General features: G+C 63.8%; 20 protein-coding genes. 10 read left to right on the forward strand and 10 right to left on the reverse strand.

The window, feature by feature from the left end; translation table 11 throughout:
- Positions 1-60 precede the first annotated feature (60 nt).
- The 5 genes from N2603_RS34740 (at position 61) to N2603_RS34760 (ending at position 5,395) form a co-directional block, all read left to right on the forward strand.
- The gene (locus tag N2603_RS34740) at positions 61-666 is read left to right on the forward strand and encodes a hypothetical protein (protein ID WP_260385670.1); all 606 of its coding nucleotides are present in this window, start codon (positions 61-63) and stop codon (positions 664-666) included.
- 158 nt (positions 667-824) lie between these two features.
- Positions 825-1,466, forward strand: a complete 642-nt coding sequence (locus N2603_RS34745) for a transglutaminase-like cysteine peptidase (protein WP_260385671.1) — start codon at positions 825-827, stop codon at positions 1,464-1,466.
- A 326-nt stretch (positions 1,467-1,792) separates the two neighbouring features.
- Complete coding sequence (locus N2603_RS34750; protein ID WP_018644047.1) at positions 1,793-2,380, forward strand: hypothetical protein; 588 nt, start codon at positions 1,793-1,795, stop codon at positions 2,378-2,380.
- A gap of 20 nt (positions 2,381-2,400) precedes the next feature.
- On the forward strand, positions 2,401-4,611 hold the full coding sequence (locus N2603_RS34755) for a GNVR domain-containing protein (protein WP_260385672.1): 2,211 nt from the start codon (positions 2,401-2,403) through the stop codon (positions 4,609-4,611).
- The gene (locus N2603_RS34760; protein ID WP_260385673.1) at positions 4,595-5,395 is read left to right on the forward strand and encodes a hypothetical protein; all 801 of its coding nucleotides are present in this window, start codon (positions 4,595-4,597) and stop codon (positions 5,393-5,395) included. Before N2603_RS34755 ends, N2603_RS34760 begins: the two co-directional genes overlap by 17 nt.
- 285 nt (positions 5,396-5,680) lie before the next feature.
- On the opposite strand, the gene N2603_RS34765 is transcribed toward N2603_RS34760, so the two are convergent.
- Positions 5,681-7,105 carry an undecaprenyl-phosphate glucose phosphotransferase gene (locus tag N2603_RS34765; RefSeq protein WP_311740724.1) on the reverse strand — a complete coding sequence of 475 codons (1,425 nt, stop codon included), beginning with the start codon at positions 7,103-7,105 and terminating at the stop codon, positions 5,681-5,683.
- 342 nt (positions 7,106-7,447) lie between these two features.
- On the opposite strand from N2603_RS34765, the gene N2603_RS34770 reads away from it, so the two are divergent.
- Both N2603_RS34770 and N2603_RS34775 read left to right on the forward strand, forming a co-directional pair.
- A complete protein-coding gene (locus N2603_RS34770) occupies positions 7,448-7,726 on the forward strand; it encodes a hypothetical protein (RefSeq protein WP_260385675.1) in 279 nt (92 codons plus the stop codon).
- A gap of 168 nt (positions 7,727-7,894) precedes the next feature.
- On the forward strand, positions 7,895-8,629 hold the full coding sequence (locus N2603_RS34775; RefSeq protein WP_260385676.1) for a metallophosphoesterase family protein: 735 nt from the start codon (positions 7,895-7,897) through the stop codon (positions 8,627-8,629).
- Between the two features lie 18 nt (positions 8,630-8,647).
- Here N2603_RS34775 and N2603_RS34780 read toward each other — a convergent pair whose 3' ends face one another.
- The 3 genes from N2603_RS34780 to N2603_RS34790 form a co-directional block, all read right to left on the reverse strand.
- Positions 8,648-9,070 carry a hypothetical protein gene (locus tag N2603_RS34780; protein WP_018644040.1) on the reverse strand — a complete coding sequence of 141 codons (423 nt, stop codon included), beginning with the start codon at positions 9,068-9,070 and terminating at the stop codon, positions 8,648-8,650.
- 51 nt (positions 9,071-9,121) lie between these two features.
- Positions 9,122-9,424 (reverse strand): hypothetical protein, encoded by a 303-nt coding sequence (locus N2603_RS34785; protein ID WP_260385677.1) that lies wholly within the window; start codon positions 9,422-9,424, stop codon positions 9,122-9,124.
- Positions 9,425-9,626: 202 nt separating this feature from the next.
- Positions 9,627-9,782 carry a hypothetical protein gene (locus N2603_RS34790; protein WP_018644038.1) on the reverse strand — a complete coding sequence of 52 codons (156 nt, stop codon included), beginning with the start codon at positions 9,780-9,782 and terminating at the stop codon, positions 9,627-9,629.
- Positions 9,783-10,499: 717 nt separating this feature from the next.
- Here N2603_RS34790 and N2603_RS34795 point away from each other — a divergent pair.
- From N2603_RS34795 to N2603_RS34805, 3 genes are all read left to right on the forward strand, one after another.
- A complete protein-coding gene (locus N2603_RS34795; protein WP_183246004.1) occupies positions 10,500-10,673 on the forward strand; it encodes a hypothetical protein in 174 nt (57 codons plus the stop codon).
- Between the two features lie 233 nt (positions 10,674-10,906).
- The gene (locus tag N2603_RS34800) at positions 10,907-11,158 is read left to right on the forward strand and encodes a hypothetical protein (RefSeq protein WP_260385678.1); all 252 of its coding nucleotides are present in this window, start codon (positions 10,907-10,909) and stop codon (positions 11,156-11,158) included.
- Between the two features lie 141 nt (positions 11,159-11,299).
- A complete protein-coding gene (locus N2603_RS34805; RefSeq protein WP_311740725.1) occupies positions 11,300-11,665 on the forward strand; it encodes a VanZ family protein in 366 nt (121 codons plus the stop codon).
- A gap of 22 nt (positions 11,666-11,687) precedes the next feature.
- Here the strand turns inward: N2603_RS34805 and N2603_RS34810 are convergent, their stop codons facing one another.
- The 6 genes from N2603_RS34810 to N2603_RS34835 all read right to left on the reverse strand — a co-directional run bounded on the left by N2603_RS34810 (position 11,688) and on the right by N2603_RS34835 (position 18,327).
- Positions 11,688-11,972 (reverse strand): hypothetical protein, encoded by a 285-nt coding sequence (locus tag N2603_RS34810; RefSeq protein ID WP_260385680.1) that lies wholly within the window; start codon positions 11,970-11,972, stop codon positions 11,688-11,690.
- A 125-nt stretch (positions 11,973-12,097) separates the two neighbouring features.
- A complete protein-coding gene (locus tag N2603_RS34815) occupies positions 12,098-12,544 on the reverse strand; it encodes a hypothetical protein (RefSeq protein ID WP_260385681.1) in 447 nt (148 codons plus the stop codon).
- Between the two features lie 150 nt (positions 12,545-12,694).
- The gene (locus tag N2603_RS34820) at positions 12,695-14,422 is read right to left on the reverse strand and encodes a chemotaxis protein (protein WP_260385682.1); all 1,728 of its coding nucleotides are present in this window, start codon (positions 14,420-14,422) and stop codon (positions 12,695-12,697) included.
- A 5-nt stretch (positions 14,423-14,427) separates the two neighbouring features.
- Entirely contained in the window at positions 14,428-15,519 is a 1,092-nt protein-coding gene (locus N2603_RS34825; protein ID WP_260385683.1) for a protein-glutamate methylesterase/protein-glutamine glutaminase, read from the reverse strand.
- A gap of 16 nt (positions 15,520-15,535) precedes the next feature.
- Positions 15,536-16,390 (reverse strand): CheR family methyltransferase, encoded by an 855-nt coding sequence (locus tag N2603_RS34830; protein WP_018644028.1) that lies wholly within the window; start codon positions 16,388-16,390, stop codon positions 15,536-15,538.
- 134 nt (positions 16,391-16,524) lie between these two features.
- Positions 16,525-18,327, reverse strand: a complete 1,803-nt coding sequence (locus tag N2603_RS34835; RefSeq protein WP_260385684.1) for a methyl-accepting chemotaxis protein — start codon at positions 18,325-18,327, stop codon at positions 16,525-16,527.
- Positions 18,328-18,376: the final 49 nt, after the last annotated feature.

The following is an 18,376-nucleotide window of genomic DNA, read 5'->3' on the forward strand; positions in this document are numbered from 1 at the left end:
GGCAGGGCAATGATTTGGAATTTTGATAGGCGCTTTGGCGCGATCGTCGGAGCACTGGCGATGTTCGCCGGAACGTCGGCGGCATTCGGCGCAACGGGTGTCAGCGCGGGCTGCGTTGCCAACACCGGGATCGTTTCGGCCGAACGTGCGACCGACTTTCTCGCCAATCCGAGCGGCCTGCTCGACCAGTTCAAGGACGGACAAGGCGGCCTCGCATCGGCTGTTCGCGACCTCCTGACCGCCCGCCCCGAGACCGTCGAAGGCATTGTCTCGCTGGCGAAGGCCAGCAGCGCCGATCAAAGCCGCGCCATCGGCGCGGGCCTCGGCACGGCCGCCTCGACCTGTGTCCTGTCGCAGCCTCAAGTTGCGCAGTTGATCCAGGAAGCGGTCCTCAGGACCGAGAATCCCGACCTCATCACCTCATTCACCAGCATCACCGGCGATATCCCGACCGAAGCGACGAACGGCGCCGATCCGACCGGAGAGACGACGGCCGGAGGCGGCCCGGGCGCGACCGCCGCGGAAGCCCGCGCCGGCGCGGCGAGCTCGACGACGCCCACGGCCCTGAATCAAGCCGGCCCCGGCGCGGCGTCGCAGACGCAGACGCAGACACTGTTTGCAGCCACGACGACTTCGGTTCTGACCTCGGTAAGCCCGTCGCGCTGACGACGGGAATCGCTGCGTTGGCAGCGCATTAACCACCCTGCTCCGGCCGGTCCAGCGACCGGCCGATTTCGTTACAATTGTAAATTTCCGCGGAACCAAAGTTCAAATCGTTTGTGAGATACCCGTAGCGTCAACAAAAAAGACGAAACGGGGATGTCATGAGCTGGATCATCAAGTCGCTGGTCGCGATCGGGATCGCGTCGACCGGTGCTGCCGCCAAGGCCGAAATCGTGAACGACGGTTCGCTCAATCAGGCGAAGGGTACGTTCATCCGCGAGTACGACAATGCGCTCGCGCCGCTGCAGTTCGTCAAATTCTGCATGAACAACGGCAGCGAATGCGCCGCCGACTCTGCAGAGCGGACCCTGCCCTCGGGCGAGCGGGCCATGAGCATGCTGCGCGAGGTGAACAGCGCGGTCAACGCATCGATCACGCCGATGCAGAAATCGACCAATCCGACGGTGGCACGCTGGACGATTGCGCCGTCCGCCGGCGACTGCAACGACTACGCCGTCACAAAGCGTCATCAGCTGATCGAGATGGGCTGGCCGAGCTCGGCGCTGCGACTTGCAGTTGTGCTGACCAATGGCGGCCAGGGCCATCTCGTGCTGGTCGCGCGGCTCGCCGACGGCGACTTCGTCCTGGACAATCTGTCCGCTTCGGTGCGCCCCTGGAATGCGGCGGAATACGAGTGGATCTCGATGCAGTCCGCCGGCAATCCGCGGTTCTGGGTCGCGATCGGCGAGCATGGCGAGCGCCTTCGCGCCACCCGCCTCGCGATGCTGCGGACCGTCCAGTAACCGGACGACGTTTCAGTCTACCCGCCTCTCAGTCACAAGTTTCACAGGCGCGAGGAGATGGTCGATGGACCGCCCCTCGCGCCTTTGTCGTGGGCAGTGGTGTTTGCCTAAGAATCGTGCTTCACGCATGCGGGTATGTGCAAACGTTCGCTGAATCTGCCTGATCGCAGCACAAGCTTCGTTCATGTTGAATTGCGGTGGCAAGGATGGCAATTCGGTCCGCGCTGGTTTATATTTTGCGCCGCACAAGAATTTGACATAGTTTTGGGCCATCAAGGACCTACGGCCTAAATCCCCCCACTGCCATCAATCCTTCGCAACGAGATATGAGCGCGATCCTCCTCAAACTCGATAGCTTGTTGCGTGGCCATGCTGTGGCCTCACGGATCGCTGCGGCCCTCGTCGTTGCACTGTGCGCGAGCTTCGCAACGCCGGTGCGGGCTCAATGCGTCGACCGCGCCGAGCGCGCCCCTCCGGCCGCAGTCAGCGCCTTCATCGCGGACCCGACGGTCATTCTTCGATCGTCAAAGAACGACAGAGACAAGCTGACGGGCCGGCTGACCGGGGTGCTGGTGACGGATATCGCTGCACTCGATTCGGTCCGTGCGATGCTGCGCGAGGCCAGCCAGGCCGATCGCATTGCCATCGGCGCCGGGCTCCATCGTGCTGAAGACCGTTGCGTGTCCACCAAGCCCGACGTCGCACGCAGGATCAGCGAGTTCGTCGCCAAGCTGCACGACGGCGCCGTGCTCAAGGGATATTTCGGGGACCAGGATGCGGCGGCGGCGCCCGCGCCGGGCAGCCCCGCTCCACCTGCAGTGCCGGCAAGCTCAAGCTCGAGCGCCGGTCTGATGTCGGGTGAATGGAAGACCGAACTCGCCGATCCGTTCAAACCCGTCCCCCTTCCCGAGTGACAACCTCAAGATTTCCAGAAATGTTTCAGCCACGAGATCAGTTTCCGCACCGCCCGAGATATGCCATCGAGGTCGGTGGCACGACGCTCAGCGCCGAGCGCGCTCTGGACATCGTGCGTCGCCAGTGGCCGCTGATCGCGGCCGTCGTGGCCGGCGCGCTCGCACTCGTTCTCGTCTACCTTATCGTCGCGACGCCGATGTACACGGCGAACGCGCGTATCCTGATGGACACGCGTCAGACCCAGGTGCTGGACAAGGACAGCGGAACGGCGAATGCGCTGATCGACCCGGGCTTCGTCGACAGTCAGGTCGAGATTCTCCAGTCCGACGACTTGCTGCTGTCGATCGTCCGGCGCTTGAAGCTTACCGAAGACGCGGAATTCAACGGCTCGGAGCCCGGATTGATTCCGCTGGTCATCGGCAAGGTCATCGGGCTGTTCGGATCGGACGGCCCTCCCAGCAAGGAGCGGGTCGAGCGGGGCGCGGTCGAGCTGCTCCAGAAGAATCTCAAGGTCGAGCGCGTGCTGACGACCTATGTTCTCTCCATGAATTACCGCTCGATCGATCCGAACAAGGCTGCGAAGATCGCCAACGCGATCGCGGACGCCTATATCGTTGGTGCTCTGGAGGCGAAGTATCAGTCGACCAAGCGCGCCGGCGAATGGCTTCAGCAGCGCAGCGCCGAGCTGCGCGAGCAGGCGACGGCCAGCGACCGCGCCGTGCAGACCTTCAAAGCTGAGAACAACATCGTCGGCACCAGCCGCGGCCTGATGAGCGAGCAACAGCTCGCCGACGCCAACTCGCAGCTGGTCACTGCGCGCGCGGCAACGGCAGAAGCCAAGGCTCGCCTTGACCGGATCGAGGCGCTGCTCGACAAGGACCTGGTCCAGCCGACGGTCACGGACGCCCTCAACAACACCGTCATCACGCGACTTCGCGCCCAATATCTCGACCTCGCGGCCCAGTACGCCGACTGGTCGAGCCGTTACGGCAAGACCCACCAGGCTGCCATCAACCTGTCCAACCGTATGGAAGAGTTGCGCAAGGCGATCGCGGACGAAGTCCGCCGCATCGCGGACGCCTATCGCAGCGAATACGAGATTGCCAAGAGCCGCGAGACGTCGCTGGACGAAAATCTCAAGAATCTGGTGTCCCAGGCCAGCAGCACCAGCCAGGCCCAGGTCAAGCTGCGCGACCTCGAGAGCGCGGCGGACACCTATCGCAACCTCTACAACAACTTCCTCGAAAAGCTCCAGAACGCGACGCAGAATCAGAGCTTCCCGATCAGTGAAGCACGCATCATCAGCACGGCGGTCAAGCCGGACAAGAAGAGCTCGCCCAAGACGCTGCTGGCGCTGGCCGGCGGCCTCCTCGGTGGCCTCTGCTTCGGCTTCGGTGCCGCTTTCACGAAGGAGCTGATGAGCGACGTACTGCGCTCTCCGAGCGACGTCGAGGACCAGCTCGGCGTGAAATGCCTCGGTGTCCTCCCCGACATTCGTCCGGCAAGAGCGTCGGCGGACCATCCGGAAGCGAACGTATCCAGTTACGTCGTCGAGCACCCGTTCTCGCGATTTGCCGAGACATTGCGGAACATCAAGGTGTCGATCGACGTCGCGCGGCTCTCGCGCGAGGTCAAGGTGATCGGCATCCTCTCGTCCCTGCCGAAGGAAGGAAAAACCACGGTCGCCGCCAATTTCGGTCATTTGACCGCGTTGACCGGCCACCGCACGCTGCTGATCGACGGCGACCTCCATACGCGCTCGCTGACGCGGGCGCTGGCCCCCCATTCCAAGACCGGCCTCGTCGAGGCCCTCAAGGATCCGCGCTCGTTCGGCTATCACATCCAGCGCAGCAAGGAGAGCGGGCTCGACTTCCTGCCCTCCGTGGTCGCGTCGCGCATGGTCAATTCGGCGGACGTGATCGCCTCCAAGGCGATGGCCGACCTGCTCGCGGTGGTGCGCGAGGAGTATGAGTACATCGTCATCGATCTGGCGCCGGTGATGCCGGTGACGGATGCGAAGGCGGTCAGCCATCTCGTCGACGCCATGGTCTACGTCATCGAGTGGGGCCGCACGAGCCGCAACGCGCTGCAGGAGTCGATGGCGAGCTCCGAAGGCATCCAGAAGAAGCTCCTCGGCGCCGTGCTCAACCGCGCCAATCCGAAGATGCTGAAGCGGATCGAGGCGTACAAAGGCTCGCACTACAACAGCTATTATGTCGAGGGAGCCTAGCGCCACCGAACCGGCAGCGCAGGCGGGAGAACGGGCGTTTCGCTGGCTTTTGCGCGGCTCGACCGTCGCCCTCGCTGCGGTCACGCTGGTCTGGATCGCTGCCGTCGTCCCCGATGTAACCAATCCCGCGGTTCCGCAGATCGCCGGCCGTGTCGCGCGCGGCGAGCGCTATGAGGTCGATCGGTTGAGATGGATCGTCGCGGACAATCTGCCGTCCGCGCGCCGGTTATGCAGCGCCAAGACGCTGCGCGAACTGCTGCTGCTGCAGCTCGCGATCGCCGACGATTCCGCGCGCACAGGCAACCTGAAACAGATCGACGTCGACACCGACGCGGTCGCGTCCACGAGCCAGGCGTTGCTCGCGTGCGCACCGACCGAAGCGCTGGGCTGGTTCGGCAGCTACTGGGCCGAAATTCGCCAGGTGGGCTTTGGACCGCGAACGGCGGAGCTGCTCGACCTGTCCTATCGCTTCGCGCCGCACGAGGCCTGGCTCCAGCTCATCCGCGCCCCGCTCGCGCTTCGCGTCTTCCACGCGGCCTCGCCCGCACTCAGGGATTACGCCGCCCAGGACTTCGCCGACATCTTCCAGGCCCGCCTGTTCCCCAGCGCCGCCACGCTCTATCAGGCGGCAGGGACGGCGGCGCGGATTGCGCTGCTCGACCGCACTTGCACGGCCCCCGAAGCCGATCGCGACCTGTTCTCGCATTTCGTCGCGGAGAAGGGGCTGCGGATTCGTCACCGCTGCTATCCAGCCGAAGGCGACGGCTTTCGTGTGAGCCGCTAGATCTATTTCAGCTCGGTTCGCGGCTCACCCTGCGGGCGGGTTTCGGGCAGGTAGTGCAGGAAGAACGTGGTCAGCCCGCGGCGGCTGCGCAGGATCGGCGATTCGAAATACTTCTAGGACACATGCGCGACAGCGTGGAAGATCACGAAGCCGATGGCTGCGCCCGCGGTGATCTTCACGCGCGACGAGCAGAGAAGCGGACGTGCCGTGTCCGTTCGCAGCCCAACCTTCTTTGGACGGAGAGACCGAAAGCTACAGCCTCCCGGTTCTCAACTGCAGCCCGGCTCAGTAGGCTTCCTGGTGGATCAGCGCCAATGCGGTCTTCAGGATGATCCTGATGTCGAGCCAGATGCTCCAGTTACTGACGTACCAGACGTCGTACTCGACCCGCTTTTCCATCAGATCGATGGTCGGCGTCTCGCCGCGGAAGCCGTTGACCTGGGCCCAACCGGTCAGGCCCGGCTTCATGTGATGCCGGTAGACGTAATTGCTGATGAGCTGGTCGTAGTAATTGTCGTGCGCGAGCGCATGCGGGCGCGGCCCGACCAGCGACATCTCGCCGCGCAAAACGTTCCAGAGCTGCGGCAGCTCGTCGATGCTGGTCCGCCGCAGCACGCGGCCGACACGGGTCACCCGCGCGTCGCTCTTGGTCGCCTGCGTGACGACATGACCGTTCTCCGCCACGGTCATCGAGCGGAACTTCCAGATCTCGAACTGCTTGCCGTTGAAGCCGCGCCGGAACTGCTTGAAGATCACCGTGCCCTTGGAATCGAGCTTGATCATGATCGCCGCCGTCACCAGCAGCGGCGCCAGCAACAAAAGCGCGAACGAGGCAATGCCGATGTCGAGGCAGCGCTTCTGCGCCTGCTCGAACACGCTGAGCGGCGCACGCTGGATCTCGATCGCGACCGTGCCGCTGACGGGCTGGAACGGACGCGAGACCAGATCGGCGATCGGAAAATCCGGCAGCAGGCGGATCGGCTGCGGAACGACGCGCAGGTGCTGGCTCAGCTTCTGGAGAAGCGGCATCTCGTCCCAGTCGATGACCAGGAGATATTCTTCCACGTCCGCGGTCCGGGCCTGACGAATGATGTCGCGGATCTCGCGATCCCAGCCTGCGCCCTCCTCGGACGGCTCGAGCACGAAATGCCGCACGACGTTGAAGCCGTGCTTGCGCAGATCCTTGAAGCGGGTCGAGGTGAAATCGAGCGGCTTGAGGCTGAGCAGCACGACCTTGCGGTCGACGAGACGGCCCTTGGCATAGCTCGAGGTGAGGCCGAGGCGCCACAACGCGCGCAGTCCGCCCAGGGCAATGCCGCCGGTCGCGGCGAAGAGCAGCGTGGTTCCGCGCGACAGATCCGCAGACGATTTGAGCAAGAACGCCTCGACGGCGAGAATGGTCAGCGAGATCAGCCAGACCGCCAGGCTCTTGCGCAGCTGCCACATCGTGTTCAGCAGGCGATGGTGATCGTAGACGCCCTGGAAGTAGGCGATCATCACGAACACCGCGGCGACGACGAGACCTGCTCCGACGGATGAATCCTGCTCGACCACCAGCACGCGATACAAACCGCTCGCCGCGAAATAGCTGAGCAGCACCGCGACGAAGTCACCGGCGATCAAAGCCACCTGGAGGGGTCTCTGGAGGGCACCGCGTCGGTTCGATATACCCGAATAATAGTTTTCCGAACCGTAAGTTGCTACAGCCATCCGAACCTCGCTGCCTCGTCACGCTCTCGCAATGGATGCGAGCAATTCAATCGAAAATTTTCGACGTGCGCCGAAGTATATCTTAACTAAACAAAGCGACATTGCGGCAGTGCACCGAAAAAATCAAATCGATTTTTATGCAATGCAGCGTCGCTGCGAGAGAATGCTCAAACTACTGTCACACACGTGACAATTATGCGGGCATCACGCCACGATTTCCGTCAAATCGCGTCATTTGCGCGCAACGCGTCGCGCGCATTTGAACGACTGTTCAACTATTCCGCTTAAGCCGTTATTAGCTCGCGGCCATTAACACTCGTGACCAATTCGGGGAGTTGTGTCGTGAGTACGGTTGCCGTTTTCAGCCTGTTGATTGGATCGTTGCTGGGAGGCCGATTCCGCATCTTCATCCTGCCGCCCGTCATCGTTGTCGGTGCCGTGATCCTCGGTGCGGGGTTGACTTGGCAAGGACATGATTCGGCTCACACCGTTGTGACGATTCTTGTTTTTGCGGCCGTGCTCCAGCTCGGCTATTTCTGCGGCGCGGCTCTGGTCCGCGCGCGGGCGTCCGCCTATCGCGGCAAGGCCGCGCCCTCGTTCGACAGCCGTAGCTTCGGCTAGTCGGCTGGATGTGCTTGGGATCGACGGCTCGCCACGCGCGAGATATCGGTCAGTAGCACAAATCAACCTTCAGAAGCGGAAGCCAGGGAAAAAGCGGCTCGTGGCATCCCGTTTTCGCCGATAGCATATTGACATCCCGGGCGAAGCTCTCTGAAAGAGTTGCACCCCATGCCCGCGACCGCGCCCAAAAATTCGCCACGGCCGAAGCTACCCAACGGCGTGCGCATCTATGCGATGAGCGACATCCACGGCTGCGCGCATCTGCTCGAACAGATGTTTGCCGTCATCGACGCGGACATGGCGAACAGCCGGCCCTATCGCGCCATCGAGGTCTTCCTGGGCGACTACATCGACCGCGGGCCGGATTCGCGCCACACCCTCGACCTCCTGATCAGCCGCAGCCGCCGCCGCAACACGGTGTTTCTCAAAGGCAATCACGAGGCCTATTTCACCTCGGTGCTGGAGGATCCCTCCCGCACCGCCGACTGGTTTCAGTTCGGCGGACTGCAGACCTTGATGTCGTACGGCGTGTCGGCAGCGCCGGGCCTCAGCAAGGACGAACAATCCGACCTCGTGCGCGAGCTCTCATCCGCGATGCCGCCGGAGCACATTGCATTCCTGCGCCAGTTGCGGCCGACATTCACATGCGGCGACTTCTTCTTCGTCCATGCCGGGGTGCGTCCGGGCATCCCGCTCTCCGAGCAGCGCGAGTCCGATCTGTTGTGGATCAGGGACGAATTCCTCCAGAGCAAAAGGCGGTTCGGCAAATACGTCGTGCACGGTCACACGCCGGTGAAGCAGGCCGAGTTGCTGGAGAACCGCGCCAACATCGATACCGGCGCGTACGCCACCGGAAATCTGACGCTGCTGTCCATCCAGGGCAACAGCATGCTCGCGATCTAGCCGACGACACCCCACACTCTAATTGGTGGAGCTTGCCGGAGGCTTGTATTCAGGAAAGCGGCTCAGCATCGCCGCCTTCAGGAACTTGAAATGCGCGATCGAGGCGCCAAGCTCCTTGAGCCGGCGCTGGCCGTTCAGGATCTCCTTGTCGAACAAATCCTGGTGATGGTTGTCGAGCGCCTCGCGCTCGAGATATTCGTCGTCGCCATTGCCGATGGTCACCGCCGCGCGCGCCAGCACGTCTTCCACCCGGCGGTTCAAGCCCGACTGTTCCCGTTCCGCCGCATGGAGCGCGTCCTCGATCGCGCTCATGATGGCTTCGATGCGCGTGCGATCGGTTTCGGCGTCGCGCTCGGGCGAGCGCGCCCGGAAGGTCTGCTCTCCCCCGAAACGGTCTTTCAGGAAGTTATGGGTGCGGGCCCGCAAGAAGAGCTGAAACATGCGTGCATTTTCCGGTTCGAGGCGCCAGACCAGAAAATGGGTCCGGGATGGTTAATAAAGGCTGAATCCTTCGCGCCGTTCGGTGCGGCTTTGCGCCATCCAGGCCTTCCAGGCGCCCTCGTGCTTCTCGTAGAGCTCGAGCCGGCGCCGCTCGCCGGCATCAGGCCACGTATCGCGGCCGTCGGACGCCAGGTGCACCCGGCCCGGCGCCTGTCCGCTGTCGAGCCGCTCGAACTCGAACGTCTCCTCGGGCGTCAGGCCAATCAGGACGCGTCGGCCTCCCGCATCGACGAAATACCGCCGCGGCGCGGTGTTCGTCGAACTGGTGAAGGCGTCTACCCGCGCTCCCGTCATGATCCACTCCCCCTGCCGCGATACAAGCCGGCGCGCCACGCCGGTTGTAAATCATAGAAATACCCGCAAGCGCTCTCGCCGACGTGATGCGCCAGTCTCGTCTTCGAGTTGTGTCGAGATCATGATGAGCGCCGCTGATTTTCTTGCCACGCCCGCGATTTTTTTTGGCAGCACCATGCTCGCGAAACGATCGGTCGCGCGCTCAGCTGAAGAACCAGACGAACAACCTCACCAGCAACAGCGTGATGAAATACACCCATCCCGCCATCGCAATCAGCGCAACGCTGAAAAATGCGCCTTCGAATGCCCACTCTCTGATCTTGGTGAGAGGAATCGCCGCTCGCGCTTTTTGAAGCATCTCGGTCTTCTGATTTGTTTGATTTGTTCGTGGTCGTTGGCGCGACCATAGCCGAACGAATTCGACGATCTCGTGACGTCTCGCCTGAGCGAAGCGCAATGCTGCTCGTCGAGATTGAGTGCGGCACGCGCCGCCGTCGCGACTGGATCGATTCTGGTTCGGCACGGTTGCGATCAGCGCCCGCGCGGTGATTCAATCCAAATCGGCTCCGCCCTCGGCGAAGCGCGGCCGTCGCGACAACGATTCTGAAATCGCATTCAAGTGATCGTGGCGAGACGATGTCTGCGGATTTGGCGCCGCGCCCGTCACTCGCAGATGCGGCGCTTGGCGCGCCGGCTCCGATGGCCCTGGCTTCGGACAAAGTTGCGCGGCCCGATCGGCTTCGTCACGCGGCCACGACCTCACGCCACGCCGTGAATCGCGGCCAGGTCGAACGCGAGCCGCGGCCCTTCGAACTCCTTGCGGCCATCGGAGCGCGCAGATCGGCCATGGCCGACGAAAACCCCGTGGTACTACGGAGCGGCGGGCGCCGATTTCACCGCGGTAAGGTTGAGCGGTTAGCTTAATCCACGGTGTTTGTTGCGAATGCCGAAGGATCGCATATCCATCTTCGCACCGGGCTTTCCCCAGGCCCGGCCCCACCAAGCAAAGCCGTCGAGCGAACGTGGGTCCGCTTGGCGGCTTTGTCGTTGTGTCGACGAGAGGATGATTTCGGTTATGGCGCGAAGGCCCTGGTCGTTCAAGGAAGACCGCCGGCTGATGGAGTTGGCCAAGTCTTCGACATCGCTGGAAGAGGCGGCGAAGCTTCTCGGTCGCTCGCCCGACGCGATCAAGCGCATGGCCTTGCGCCTCGGCCTGTCGCTGAAATCCAAGAGCACCAAGAAGAACTGACGCCCGCCGCACCGGCCATGCACGACAGTTCACGGACGTACGCGCCTCCCCGCATCAAGCGACGACGGAAGGCCGCCAAACGACGCAATCCCAATACCTTCAGCACACTCGATCTCTGCGCGCCGGGATGTTAAGCTGCCCGGCGACGAAGATTGAGCGTCGTTTTTTTCGGCGGAGAATGATCGCGCCATCGGCTGCGATATCCGCCCGATCGGTTGTTGGAGGAATGCACCATGTTGTCCCGCGCACTCGCCGTAGCCCTGCTCCTGGCTCTGCCTTCGATGGCGTCGGCGCAAGTTCCTGTACGGTTCGGATTTCCGAACGGTGCGCCATGGTGCGCCTTTGGCTTCGATTGCAGGTTCCTCAACTACCGGGAATGCGCGGACTGGATCTATGATCCGGCGCGGAACTGTCTCAAGAATCCGCAGTTCGCGGCCCACTACCCGACCAATGTCGACAAGGGCTGGTCCTACAATCGGCGCTGAACGTCACGTCCCGCGAACGCCTTTGTCACCGTCAGGCGCGTGGCTTCGCGCCTGAGCGTTCGTCCCCTGAAGGTTCATGAACTTTAACGATGTTCTTGGCTTTCGAAAGCGGCCGGCGGACAGAGCCTTTATGCTGGCGCCATGCGCCGCAACCATCTCATCGCAGCCGCGGGAATCTGCCTCGTGCTCATCATCTACGCCACGCTCGCCAAGCTCGCGGGCAGGCCGGTGCTCGTGGGCCACGCGGAGGCCTATTGGGTCGTCGTCATCGAGCGCTTCAGCGCCTATGGCCTGTTGGGCTTCCTTCTTTCGTTCCTGTTGCCCGGGCGGCTCAAGCTGGCTTGCATGTTCGTTTTGGCCGTCGCGATCGGACTCGAGGTTCTGCAAGCAGTAACGCCGGATCGCGATCCGCGGCTCGTAGATGTGCTGCAGAAGGCCGCCGGCGGCACCGTCGGCGTCCTTCTGGCTCAAACCATCCTGGCTTTCCTGCCGCGGCCGCCATCCTAGGAGTGCAGGTGGCGCAGCGGAGTTACGCCACACCGCGCCTGAGGCTCTCCTGCTCGGTCGCGAGAACGCCGGACATCTGCCGATGGGTCTCGCGCAGCGCCGCGATCGCATCGTCGAGCGCGAAGTCGGCCTCGCGAATGGTCCCCAAGAACCGGGCCATCATTACAGGGTTCAGCTTGACGCGGGTGTTCCCGTCGCGGCTCTTGCGGCGGTCGAGCGACAGATGCAGCGCCTGCAGCCGTGCTTCGGCAGCGCTGCAGCCGTTGAGCGTCGCGAATTCATCATATGTCATCCAGATCTGAGGCATGTCCCTGTCCGCCTTTTGTTATGGGCCTCAACCTAGAGGTCACCTCTAAAAGCGGGGTTGCTGCAGTGCAGTCTCGCGATGTTTTCGCGACAACAGCGTCAATGCAAAGCTAAGACGCCGGCACTTCAGGACAGGGGAGTCTTGGTCGGCGTGAACACGGGGCGTGGCCGGGTACGTTTGTCGAGGCCCTTCGGCAGCTTGTCGGCGTTGAGCTTCACCACCGCACATCGGGCGTCGGAGGCCGGCACATCCTCCTGGCTGTAGATCAGCGTCGCCTCGAACTTCACGTCGGGTGCTTCCCTGGCCGTTCCCGTGCAGGTCGCCAGCAGGCCGTTGCATACACCCGAGAGATCGACCTCGACCTGGTCTGGCCCAAACACGTTCGGCGGACCATCGGAGTGGCGGTTCACGGTCAAGACCGCCGAGAAGCGCTTCTCATCGACACGATACGAGCCGCCATAGGTGAAGAAGCTGTCGCTCCCTGAAATCTGGCCGTCGGTGAGGTCCACCTGGCCGGTGCCCTGACCACGCGGGGTCCTGAACCAGGCTGCATACTTGCCGTCTCTCAACATACGGAATTTCTCGCCGTGAAATTGACGAGGTATTTGCAGCCAACTCTGGGGCGCGACAATGACCAAACCGCCAGCGCTAACGGCAAGGTTAACGCCCTCGAAACCCGATCCGTCGAATTGCTGCCGAGGCGTGCGGCGGCGGCGCGGAGATCAAAACAATTCTATGCCGTCATCCGCGGCTTCGACCGTCTCGACGCGCCGCGTGGCGGCGATCGACGCAAGCCCAAGCGTCTGCAAGAACTCACGGTGGACGTCCCGCTCGCGCTCCATCGTGTAGCGCGCGAAGAGATCGTCGAGCATGGCCTCGTCCTGCGCTTGCGGCTGCGGACGCTGGGCGCCCGCGCTCGCGGTCTCGAGGCGCGTCGCAACAGCAGGCAGGGCGGCGGAGCCCTCGCCAAGCGTGGTCATCAGGCCTTGCGCCGAATTCATCAGGCCTTCGAATTCGGCGCCTTCGTCGACGAGCCGCTTCATCAGCTTGTCCAGCCGTTCGTTGCCCGCCTCGACCTCGCGCAGCGCCTGGAGGATCTGCGGCTCGAGCTGGGCGAGCTGCGTGGGATCACCCTGCACGCGCAGCTCCTTCAGCTCTCTTGCCGAACGCTCGATGCCGTCGAGCACGGGTCTCAACCGCGCCGCGCCCGCCGAGACCTGGTCCGCAGTCGCCTTGAGCTCGTTGGCGATCACGACGAAGGCGCTGCCGCGGCTGCCGAGATGGCTTGCCTTCAGGCCGGCATTCATCCCGATCAGGGTGATGTCGACGGTGGCCTCGGCAAGGCCCGATATCGCCTGGCGAAACTTCGCCAGCGTGTCCTCGACGATCGCGAGCGCGTCGTCGACCGAACGGCCGGCGCCCTCGCAGGTGGAGATCAACGTCGAGGCATGCGCCAGCGTCTGCTTGATGCGCGTCAGGAACGACGACGAGCCGCCATCCTCACCGCCGAACAGCGCGCGACCATGGCCGACGACGCTGCCGGCATCGTTGAGGATCGCCGTCAGTGCCCGGACGATCTGTCCGATGTCACTGCCGAACTCGCGCTGGGCGTCCCTGAGCAGCGCCGCCTGCAACCGGCAGATCGCGCGCGCGCCGTCGTCGCTGGCAACCGGTTCGGGAACAAGGCTCGGAGATGACCCGGAAGCGAGGCCGAGACCGTGACAGACGTGCTCGAGCCGCTGGCGCGTGCTGTCGCCGGCCTGCAGCGAGATGATCGCGCTGCCGACCGCCTCGGCGATCTTTCTGGTGCTGGCGCTCGCGAGGTCGGCGAGATGGCTGCTCTTGCTGCGCTGGTCGCGCAGTCCGCCATAGGCCGCGCCGAGCGCGGCACTCTCCGACACCAGCTCATTTCGGTAGCGGCTCTCGAACTCCTTCTGCCGGGTGGAGGCAGTGGCGACGGCTTCCGACAGGCGTTGCTGATCTCTCCCGCACTCCTCGAGCGAACGCTGCACCGCCTTGCCGAGGTCATAGGCTTCCTGGGTGAAGGCGAGAAAGCCCTCACGATCGCCGTCGAGCGAGGCCGCCTCGATCCGCGCACTGCGCGCGATGATGGTGATCATCTGGATGTGCTTGAACAACGGCTTCAGCAGCGAAGACGCCTCTGCGGTGCTCGCGCCGATCGTCGCAAGCAGGGCGCTCTCGGCCGGCAGCGCCTGCGCCAGCTCGCTGAGCCGGGCGGCAATCTCCTGCAGCGCGGTCGCGGCGCCCTCGATCTCGGCGCCCGAGAGCTCCCCGGAGAGCGTCGCGAGGCCCTGGTTCAGCTCCTTGAAGATGATGTGGCCGCGGCCGAGCTCGTGACCGACCCGCGCGAAGACGTCCTCGATGCGCGACGAGACGTCCTCGATCGCGGCGATCGCTTCGGTGGGCGTGTGGGGTGGAATGGCGGGCATCGCGCTCAACCTGCCATCACGGTATGTCCGGCCTGGTACCAGGTCATGATCTCGCGCGGGATATTGTGCAGCGAGACGACCTTCTCGACGCCGCCATGGGCGATGGCTTCCTTGGGCATGCCGAACACCACGCTGCTCTCTTCGTCCTGCGCCCGCGTCGAGGCGCCGAGCTTGCGCATCTCCAGCATGCCGCGCGCGCCGTCATCGCCCATGCCGGTCATGATGACGCCGAGCGCATTGGCGCCGGCATGCTGGGCCGCCGAGCGGAACAGCACGTCGACGGAGGGGCGATGCCGCGACACCGGCGGGCCGTCCTTGATCGCGATCTGGTAGCGCAGGCCGATGCGCTGGAGCAGCATGTGGCGGGCGCCGGGCGCGATATAGGCACAGCCCGGCAGCACCGGCTCGCCGTCCTCGGCCTCCTTGACCCGGATCTGGCAGACGCTGTCGAGGCGCCTGGCAAAGGCCGCGGTGAAGCCCGCCGGCATGTGCTGGACGATGAGAAGCGGCGGACAATGCGACGGCAGCATCTCGAGGACGTCGTTGAGCGCTTCGGTGCCGCCCGTCGAGGCGCCGATACACACGATGCGTTCCGTCGTCGGCCGGGCCTTGCCCTGCACCGGCGGCGGGATGATGGCGTCGGCCGTCAGCTTCTTCTCGATCACGCGGCGCTCCGAGCGCGGACGGACCCGCGCACGCGCTGCCGATTTGACCGCCTCGCGCAGCCGGGTGGAGCATTCGAGCAGCGCCTGCCGCGTGTCGATCTTCGGCTTCGGCACGATGTCGACCGCGCCCGCCTCGAACGCCTCGAACATCACGTTCGAACCCTCTTCGGTCAGCGAGGAGCAGATGATCACCGGGATCGGACGTTGCGCCATGATCTTGCGCAGGAACGTCATGCCGTCCATGCGCGGCATTTCGAGATCGAGAATGATGACGTGGGGCAGCTCCTTCTCGAGGCGGCGGGCCGCGACGAAGGGATCTGAGGCGGTCGCCATCACCTCGATATCAGGGTCTTCGGAAAGGATCGTCTGAAGGATTTGGCGCACCGACGCCGAATCGTCCACGATCAGCACGCGAACTTTCTCCCTCGGCATTGTGGCTGCGCTCCGGCTAGACCTGGAAAATGGTTGGCTGAACTTGCTTCAAGCCTGGCACTGCACTGTGAATCATCGATTCCGAATGTCCGACCAGCAGATAGCCGCCCGGCCGCAAATGGCTGCACAATTGCTGGATCACCTTGCGCTGCGTCTCGCGCTCGAAATAGATCAGGACGTTGCGGCAGAAGATGATGTCGACGTCGCGATCGACGGGATAGGACGCATCCATGAGGTTCATCCGCATGAAATGCGTCATGCGCCGCAGCTCCGGCACAACCCGCACCTCGCCCCGCGACTTGTCCCGCGACGACAGGAAGTATCGCTTCACGAAGTTCTCAGGCACCGGTGCGAGCACATCGCGGGTGTAGATCGCGGTCTTGGCGAGGCGCAGCACGGCCGTCGAGATGTCCGTCCCGAGGATGCGATACTGGAAGCGCGAGCCGTTTCGCGTCATGTCGTCCAGCACCATCGCGGTCGTATAGGCTTCCATGCCGGTCGAGCTCGCCGAGCTCCAGATCTTCAGGTTCGCGTTCCTGCGGCCATGCGATTTGAGCAAAGCGGGGACGGCGACGTCCCGCATGAAGGTGAAGTGCTGGGGTTCGCGGAAGAAGTCGGTCTTGTTGGTCGTCACCACATCGATCAGGTGGGTGAGCTCGGTGTCGAAATGGTCGGCCTCGAACAGGTTGTCGACATATTCGTTGAGGTCGGAAAAATTCAACGCGCGCACGCGCTTGTGCAGCCGCCCCTCCAGCATCAGCCGCTTGCCTTGCGGCAGCTTGATGCCGACCTGGCCCTCGATCAGTTCGGCAATGGTCCGGAAGTGGCGGTCCGACAGATGCACGGCCGTATCCTGCACGGCGGGCATCATCGCTGCATGCCTCGGTCCGGGACGGCCGCCTGCACTGAATGTCGGGCCGAACGGGCCATCTTGAATCCTACACGTCTACGCAATGACTGAAGACAGATCGGCCCCCGATTGAGGGGCCGATCCCACAAGGAAACTCAGCGTTGGAACTCGGCGTCGCGGTCGTCCTCGCCGTCGTTCATGTCGAAGGCGAAACCGCCCCCGCCGGCGACCCTCACGGCGCGCGCGGGCCTCGCCATCGGCTTCTTGGCCGGACGCTCCGCCACCGCCATGGTCGCCGCTTTGGCGCGCAACTGGGTCACGGCCCGGTCGATCGGTGCGGCCTGGCCCTTTCCACCCTGCTCGATACGGAAATAGGCGATGGTCGACTGGAGCTGCTCGGCCTGGGAGGCAAGCTCCTCCGAAGTCGAGGACACCTGCTCGGAGGCGCTGGCGTTCTGCTGGCCGACCTTGTCGAGCTGCTGGATCGCCTGGTTGATCTGCGCCGAACCGACGTCCTGCTCGCGGCAGGCCGCGGTGATCTCCTCGACCAGCTCCGCGGTCTTCTTGATATCAGGCACGAGCTTGGCGAGCATGGCGCCGGCCTCCTGCGCCACCTTGACGGTGTCGGTCGAGAGCGTGCCGATCTCGGCCGCGGCCGCCTGGCTGCGCTCGGCGAGCTTGCGCACTTCGGATGCGACGACCGCAAAGCCCTTGCCGTGCTCGCCGGCACGCGCGGCCTCGACCGCCGCGTTGAGCGCGAGCAGATCGGTCTGGCGTGCGATCTCCTGCACGATGGTGATCTTCTCGGCGATGGTCTGCATCGCGTTGACGGCGCGCCCGACGGCTGCGCCGCTCGCCTCGGCGTCCTTGGCGGACTGTGCGGCGATCTTCTCGGTCTGGTTGGCGTTGTCGGCATTCTGCTTCACGTTCGAGGCCATCTCCTCCATCGAGGAGGAGGCTTCCTCCGCGGACGAGGCCTGCTCGGTTGCGCCCTGCGAGAGCTGCTCGGCGCTGGCGGACAATTCCTGGCTGCCGGCCGAAACGTTCTGCGCCGCGGTGAGCGCTTCCGACACGATCTGCCGGAGCTTCTCCACCATGCGCTCGAGCGCGAGGCCGAGCGTGTCCTTGTCCGACAGGGGCTTTGCTTCGACCATGAGATTGCCTTGCGCGATCTCGTTGGCGAGGGCCGCGGTGGCATTCAGGTTCACCGTCATCGCGTTCAGCGACTTGATGAGGTCGCCGATCTCGTCGTTGGTGGAGGACTCGATCTTGCGGCTGAGATCGCCGATTGCGACCGCGTCGGCGAGGCCGACGGCCTGGGCCAGCGCCCGGCTGATGTTCATCGCAATCCAGGTCGCGGCGACGGCAGCGATCAACAGCGAGGCGATGACCAGGCTCATCAGCAGCAGCTCTGCACGCGAGCCGTCCTGCTTGGCTTGTTCGGCCTGCTCGGCCATGTTCTTCTTGACGTTCTTGATGTAGGCGTCGGCCGCTTCCAGCGCGTCAGCGACAAACTTGCGGCCGTCGTGCATGGAACGGTCGAGCGCCTTCGGCTTGTCCGTCTTCGCAAGCCTGACCGTCTCATCCTGATAGGCGTTCAGCTTGGCGAACGCGACGTTGAAGCCTTCCATCAGCTTCTTGCCGCCTTCGCTGGCGGCGGCGTAGATCTCGTCCTTGGACTTGGCGACCGCTTCGCGGTTCTTGGCGAGATCGGCGACGAACTGGTCATACTCCGCATCGGACGCCGCCAGGATCGAGTTCTTCTCGGCGCGCACGAGGAAGAGAATGCCTTCCTTCAGCTCGGCGGCCTTCTCCATGCGGCCCGCACGGGCGACGAGAACCTCTGTGATGCCGACCATGTCGACCAGCTTCATGTATCCGACCGCACCGGCGATCATTGAGAGCAGGATGACGACGCCGAAGGCGCTGGCAAGCTTGGCTTTGACGGTGAATCTCATTGTGGGGCTCGTTGGTTCGAATTGGGGTGCTTACGCTTGACCACGCTTC

It is taken from the genome of Bradyrhizobium huanghuaihaiense (genome assembly GCF_025200885.1).
Lineage (GTDB): Bacteria > Pseudomonadota > Alphaproteobacteria > Rhizobiales > Xanthobacteraceae > Bradyrhizobium > Bradyrhizobium huanghuaihaiense.

What these genes read in the sequence shown, in the direction of transcription:
- N2603_RS34745 (WP_260385671.1), top strand. Translation starts at nt 825, where the DNA reads ATGAGCTGGATCATCAAGTCGCTGGTCGCGATCGGGATCGCGTCGACC.
- N2603_RS34780 (WP_018644040.1), bottom strand. Translation starts at nt 9,070, where the DNA reads ATGTTTCAGCTCTTCTTGCGGGCCCGCACCCATAACTTCCTGAAAGAC.
- N2603_RS34820 (WP_260385682.1), bottom strand. Translation starts at nt 14,422, where the DNA reads ATGCCCGCCATTCCACCCCACACGCCCACCGAAGCGATCGCCGCGATC.
- N2603_RS34760 (WP_260385673.1), top strand. Translation starts at nt 4,595, where the DNA reads ATGTCGAGGGAGCCTAGCGCCACCGAACCGGCAGCGCAGGCGGGAGAA.
- N2603_RS34750 (WP_018644047.1), top strand. Translation starts at nt 1,793, where the DNA reads ATGAGCGCGATCCTCCTCAAACTCGATAGCTTGTTGCGTGGCCATGCT.
- N2603_RS34765 (WP_311740724.1), bottom strand. Translation starts at nt 7,105, where the DNA reads ATGGCTGTAGCAACTTACGGTTCGGAAAACTATTATTCGGGTATATCG.
- N2603_RS34805 (WP_311740725.1), top strand. Translation starts at nt 11,300, where the DNA reads ATGCGCCGCAACCATCTCATCGCAGCCGCGGGAATCTGCCTCGTGCTC.
- N2603_RS34795 (WP_183246004.1), top strand. Translation starts at nt 10,500, where the DNA reads ATGGCGCGAAGGCCCTGGTCGTTCAAGGAAGACCGCCGGCTGATGGAG.
- N2603_RS34825 (WP_260385683.1), bottom strand. Translation starts at nt 15,519, where the DNA reads ATGCCGAGGGAGAAAGTTCGCGTGCTGATCGTGGACGATTCGGCGTCG.
- N2603_RS34830 (WP_018644028.1), bottom strand. Translation starts at nt 16,390, where the DNA reads ATGATGCCCGCCGTGCAGGATACGGCCGTGCATCTGTCGGACCGCCAC.
- N2603_RS34755 (WP_260385672.1), top strand. Translation starts at nt 2,401, where the DNA reads ATGTTTCAGCCACGAGATCAGTTTCCGCACCGCCCGAGATATGCCATC.
- N2603_RS34815 (WP_260385681.1), bottom strand. Translation starts at nt 12,544, where the DNA reads ATGTTGAGAGACGGCAAGTATGCAGCCTGGTTCAGGACCCCGCGTGGT.
- N2603_RS34800 (WP_260385678.1), top strand. Translation starts at nt 10,907, where the DNA reads ATGTTGTCCCGCGCACTCGCCGTAGCCCTGCTCCTGGCTCTGCCTTCG.
- N2603_RS34790 (WP_018644038.1), bottom strand. Translation starts at nt 9,782, where the DNA reads ATGCTTCAAAAAGCGCGAGCGGCGATTCCTCTCACCAAGATCAGAGAG.
- N2603_RS34775 (WP_260385676.1), top strand. Translation starts at nt 7,895, where the DNA reads ATGCCCGCGACCGCGCCCAAAAATTCGCCACGGCCGAAGCTACCCAAC.
- N2603_RS34740 (WP_260385670.1), top strand. Translation starts at nt 61, where the DNA reads ATGTTCGCCGGAACGTCGGCGGCATTCGGCGCAACGGGTGTCAGCGCG.
- N2603_RS34835 (WP_260385684.1), bottom strand. Translation starts at nt 18,327, where the DNA reads ATGAGATTCACCGTCAAAGCCAAGCTTGCCAGCGCCTTCGGCGTCGTC.
- N2603_RS34810 (WP_260385680.1), bottom strand. Translation starts at nt 11,972, where the DNA reads ATGCCTCAGATCTGGATGACATATGATGAATTCGCGACGCTCAACGGC.
- N2603_RS34785 (WP_260385677.1), bottom strand. Translation starts at nt 9,424, where the DNA reads ATGACGGGAGCGCGGGTAGACGCCTTCACCAGTTCGACGAACACCGCG.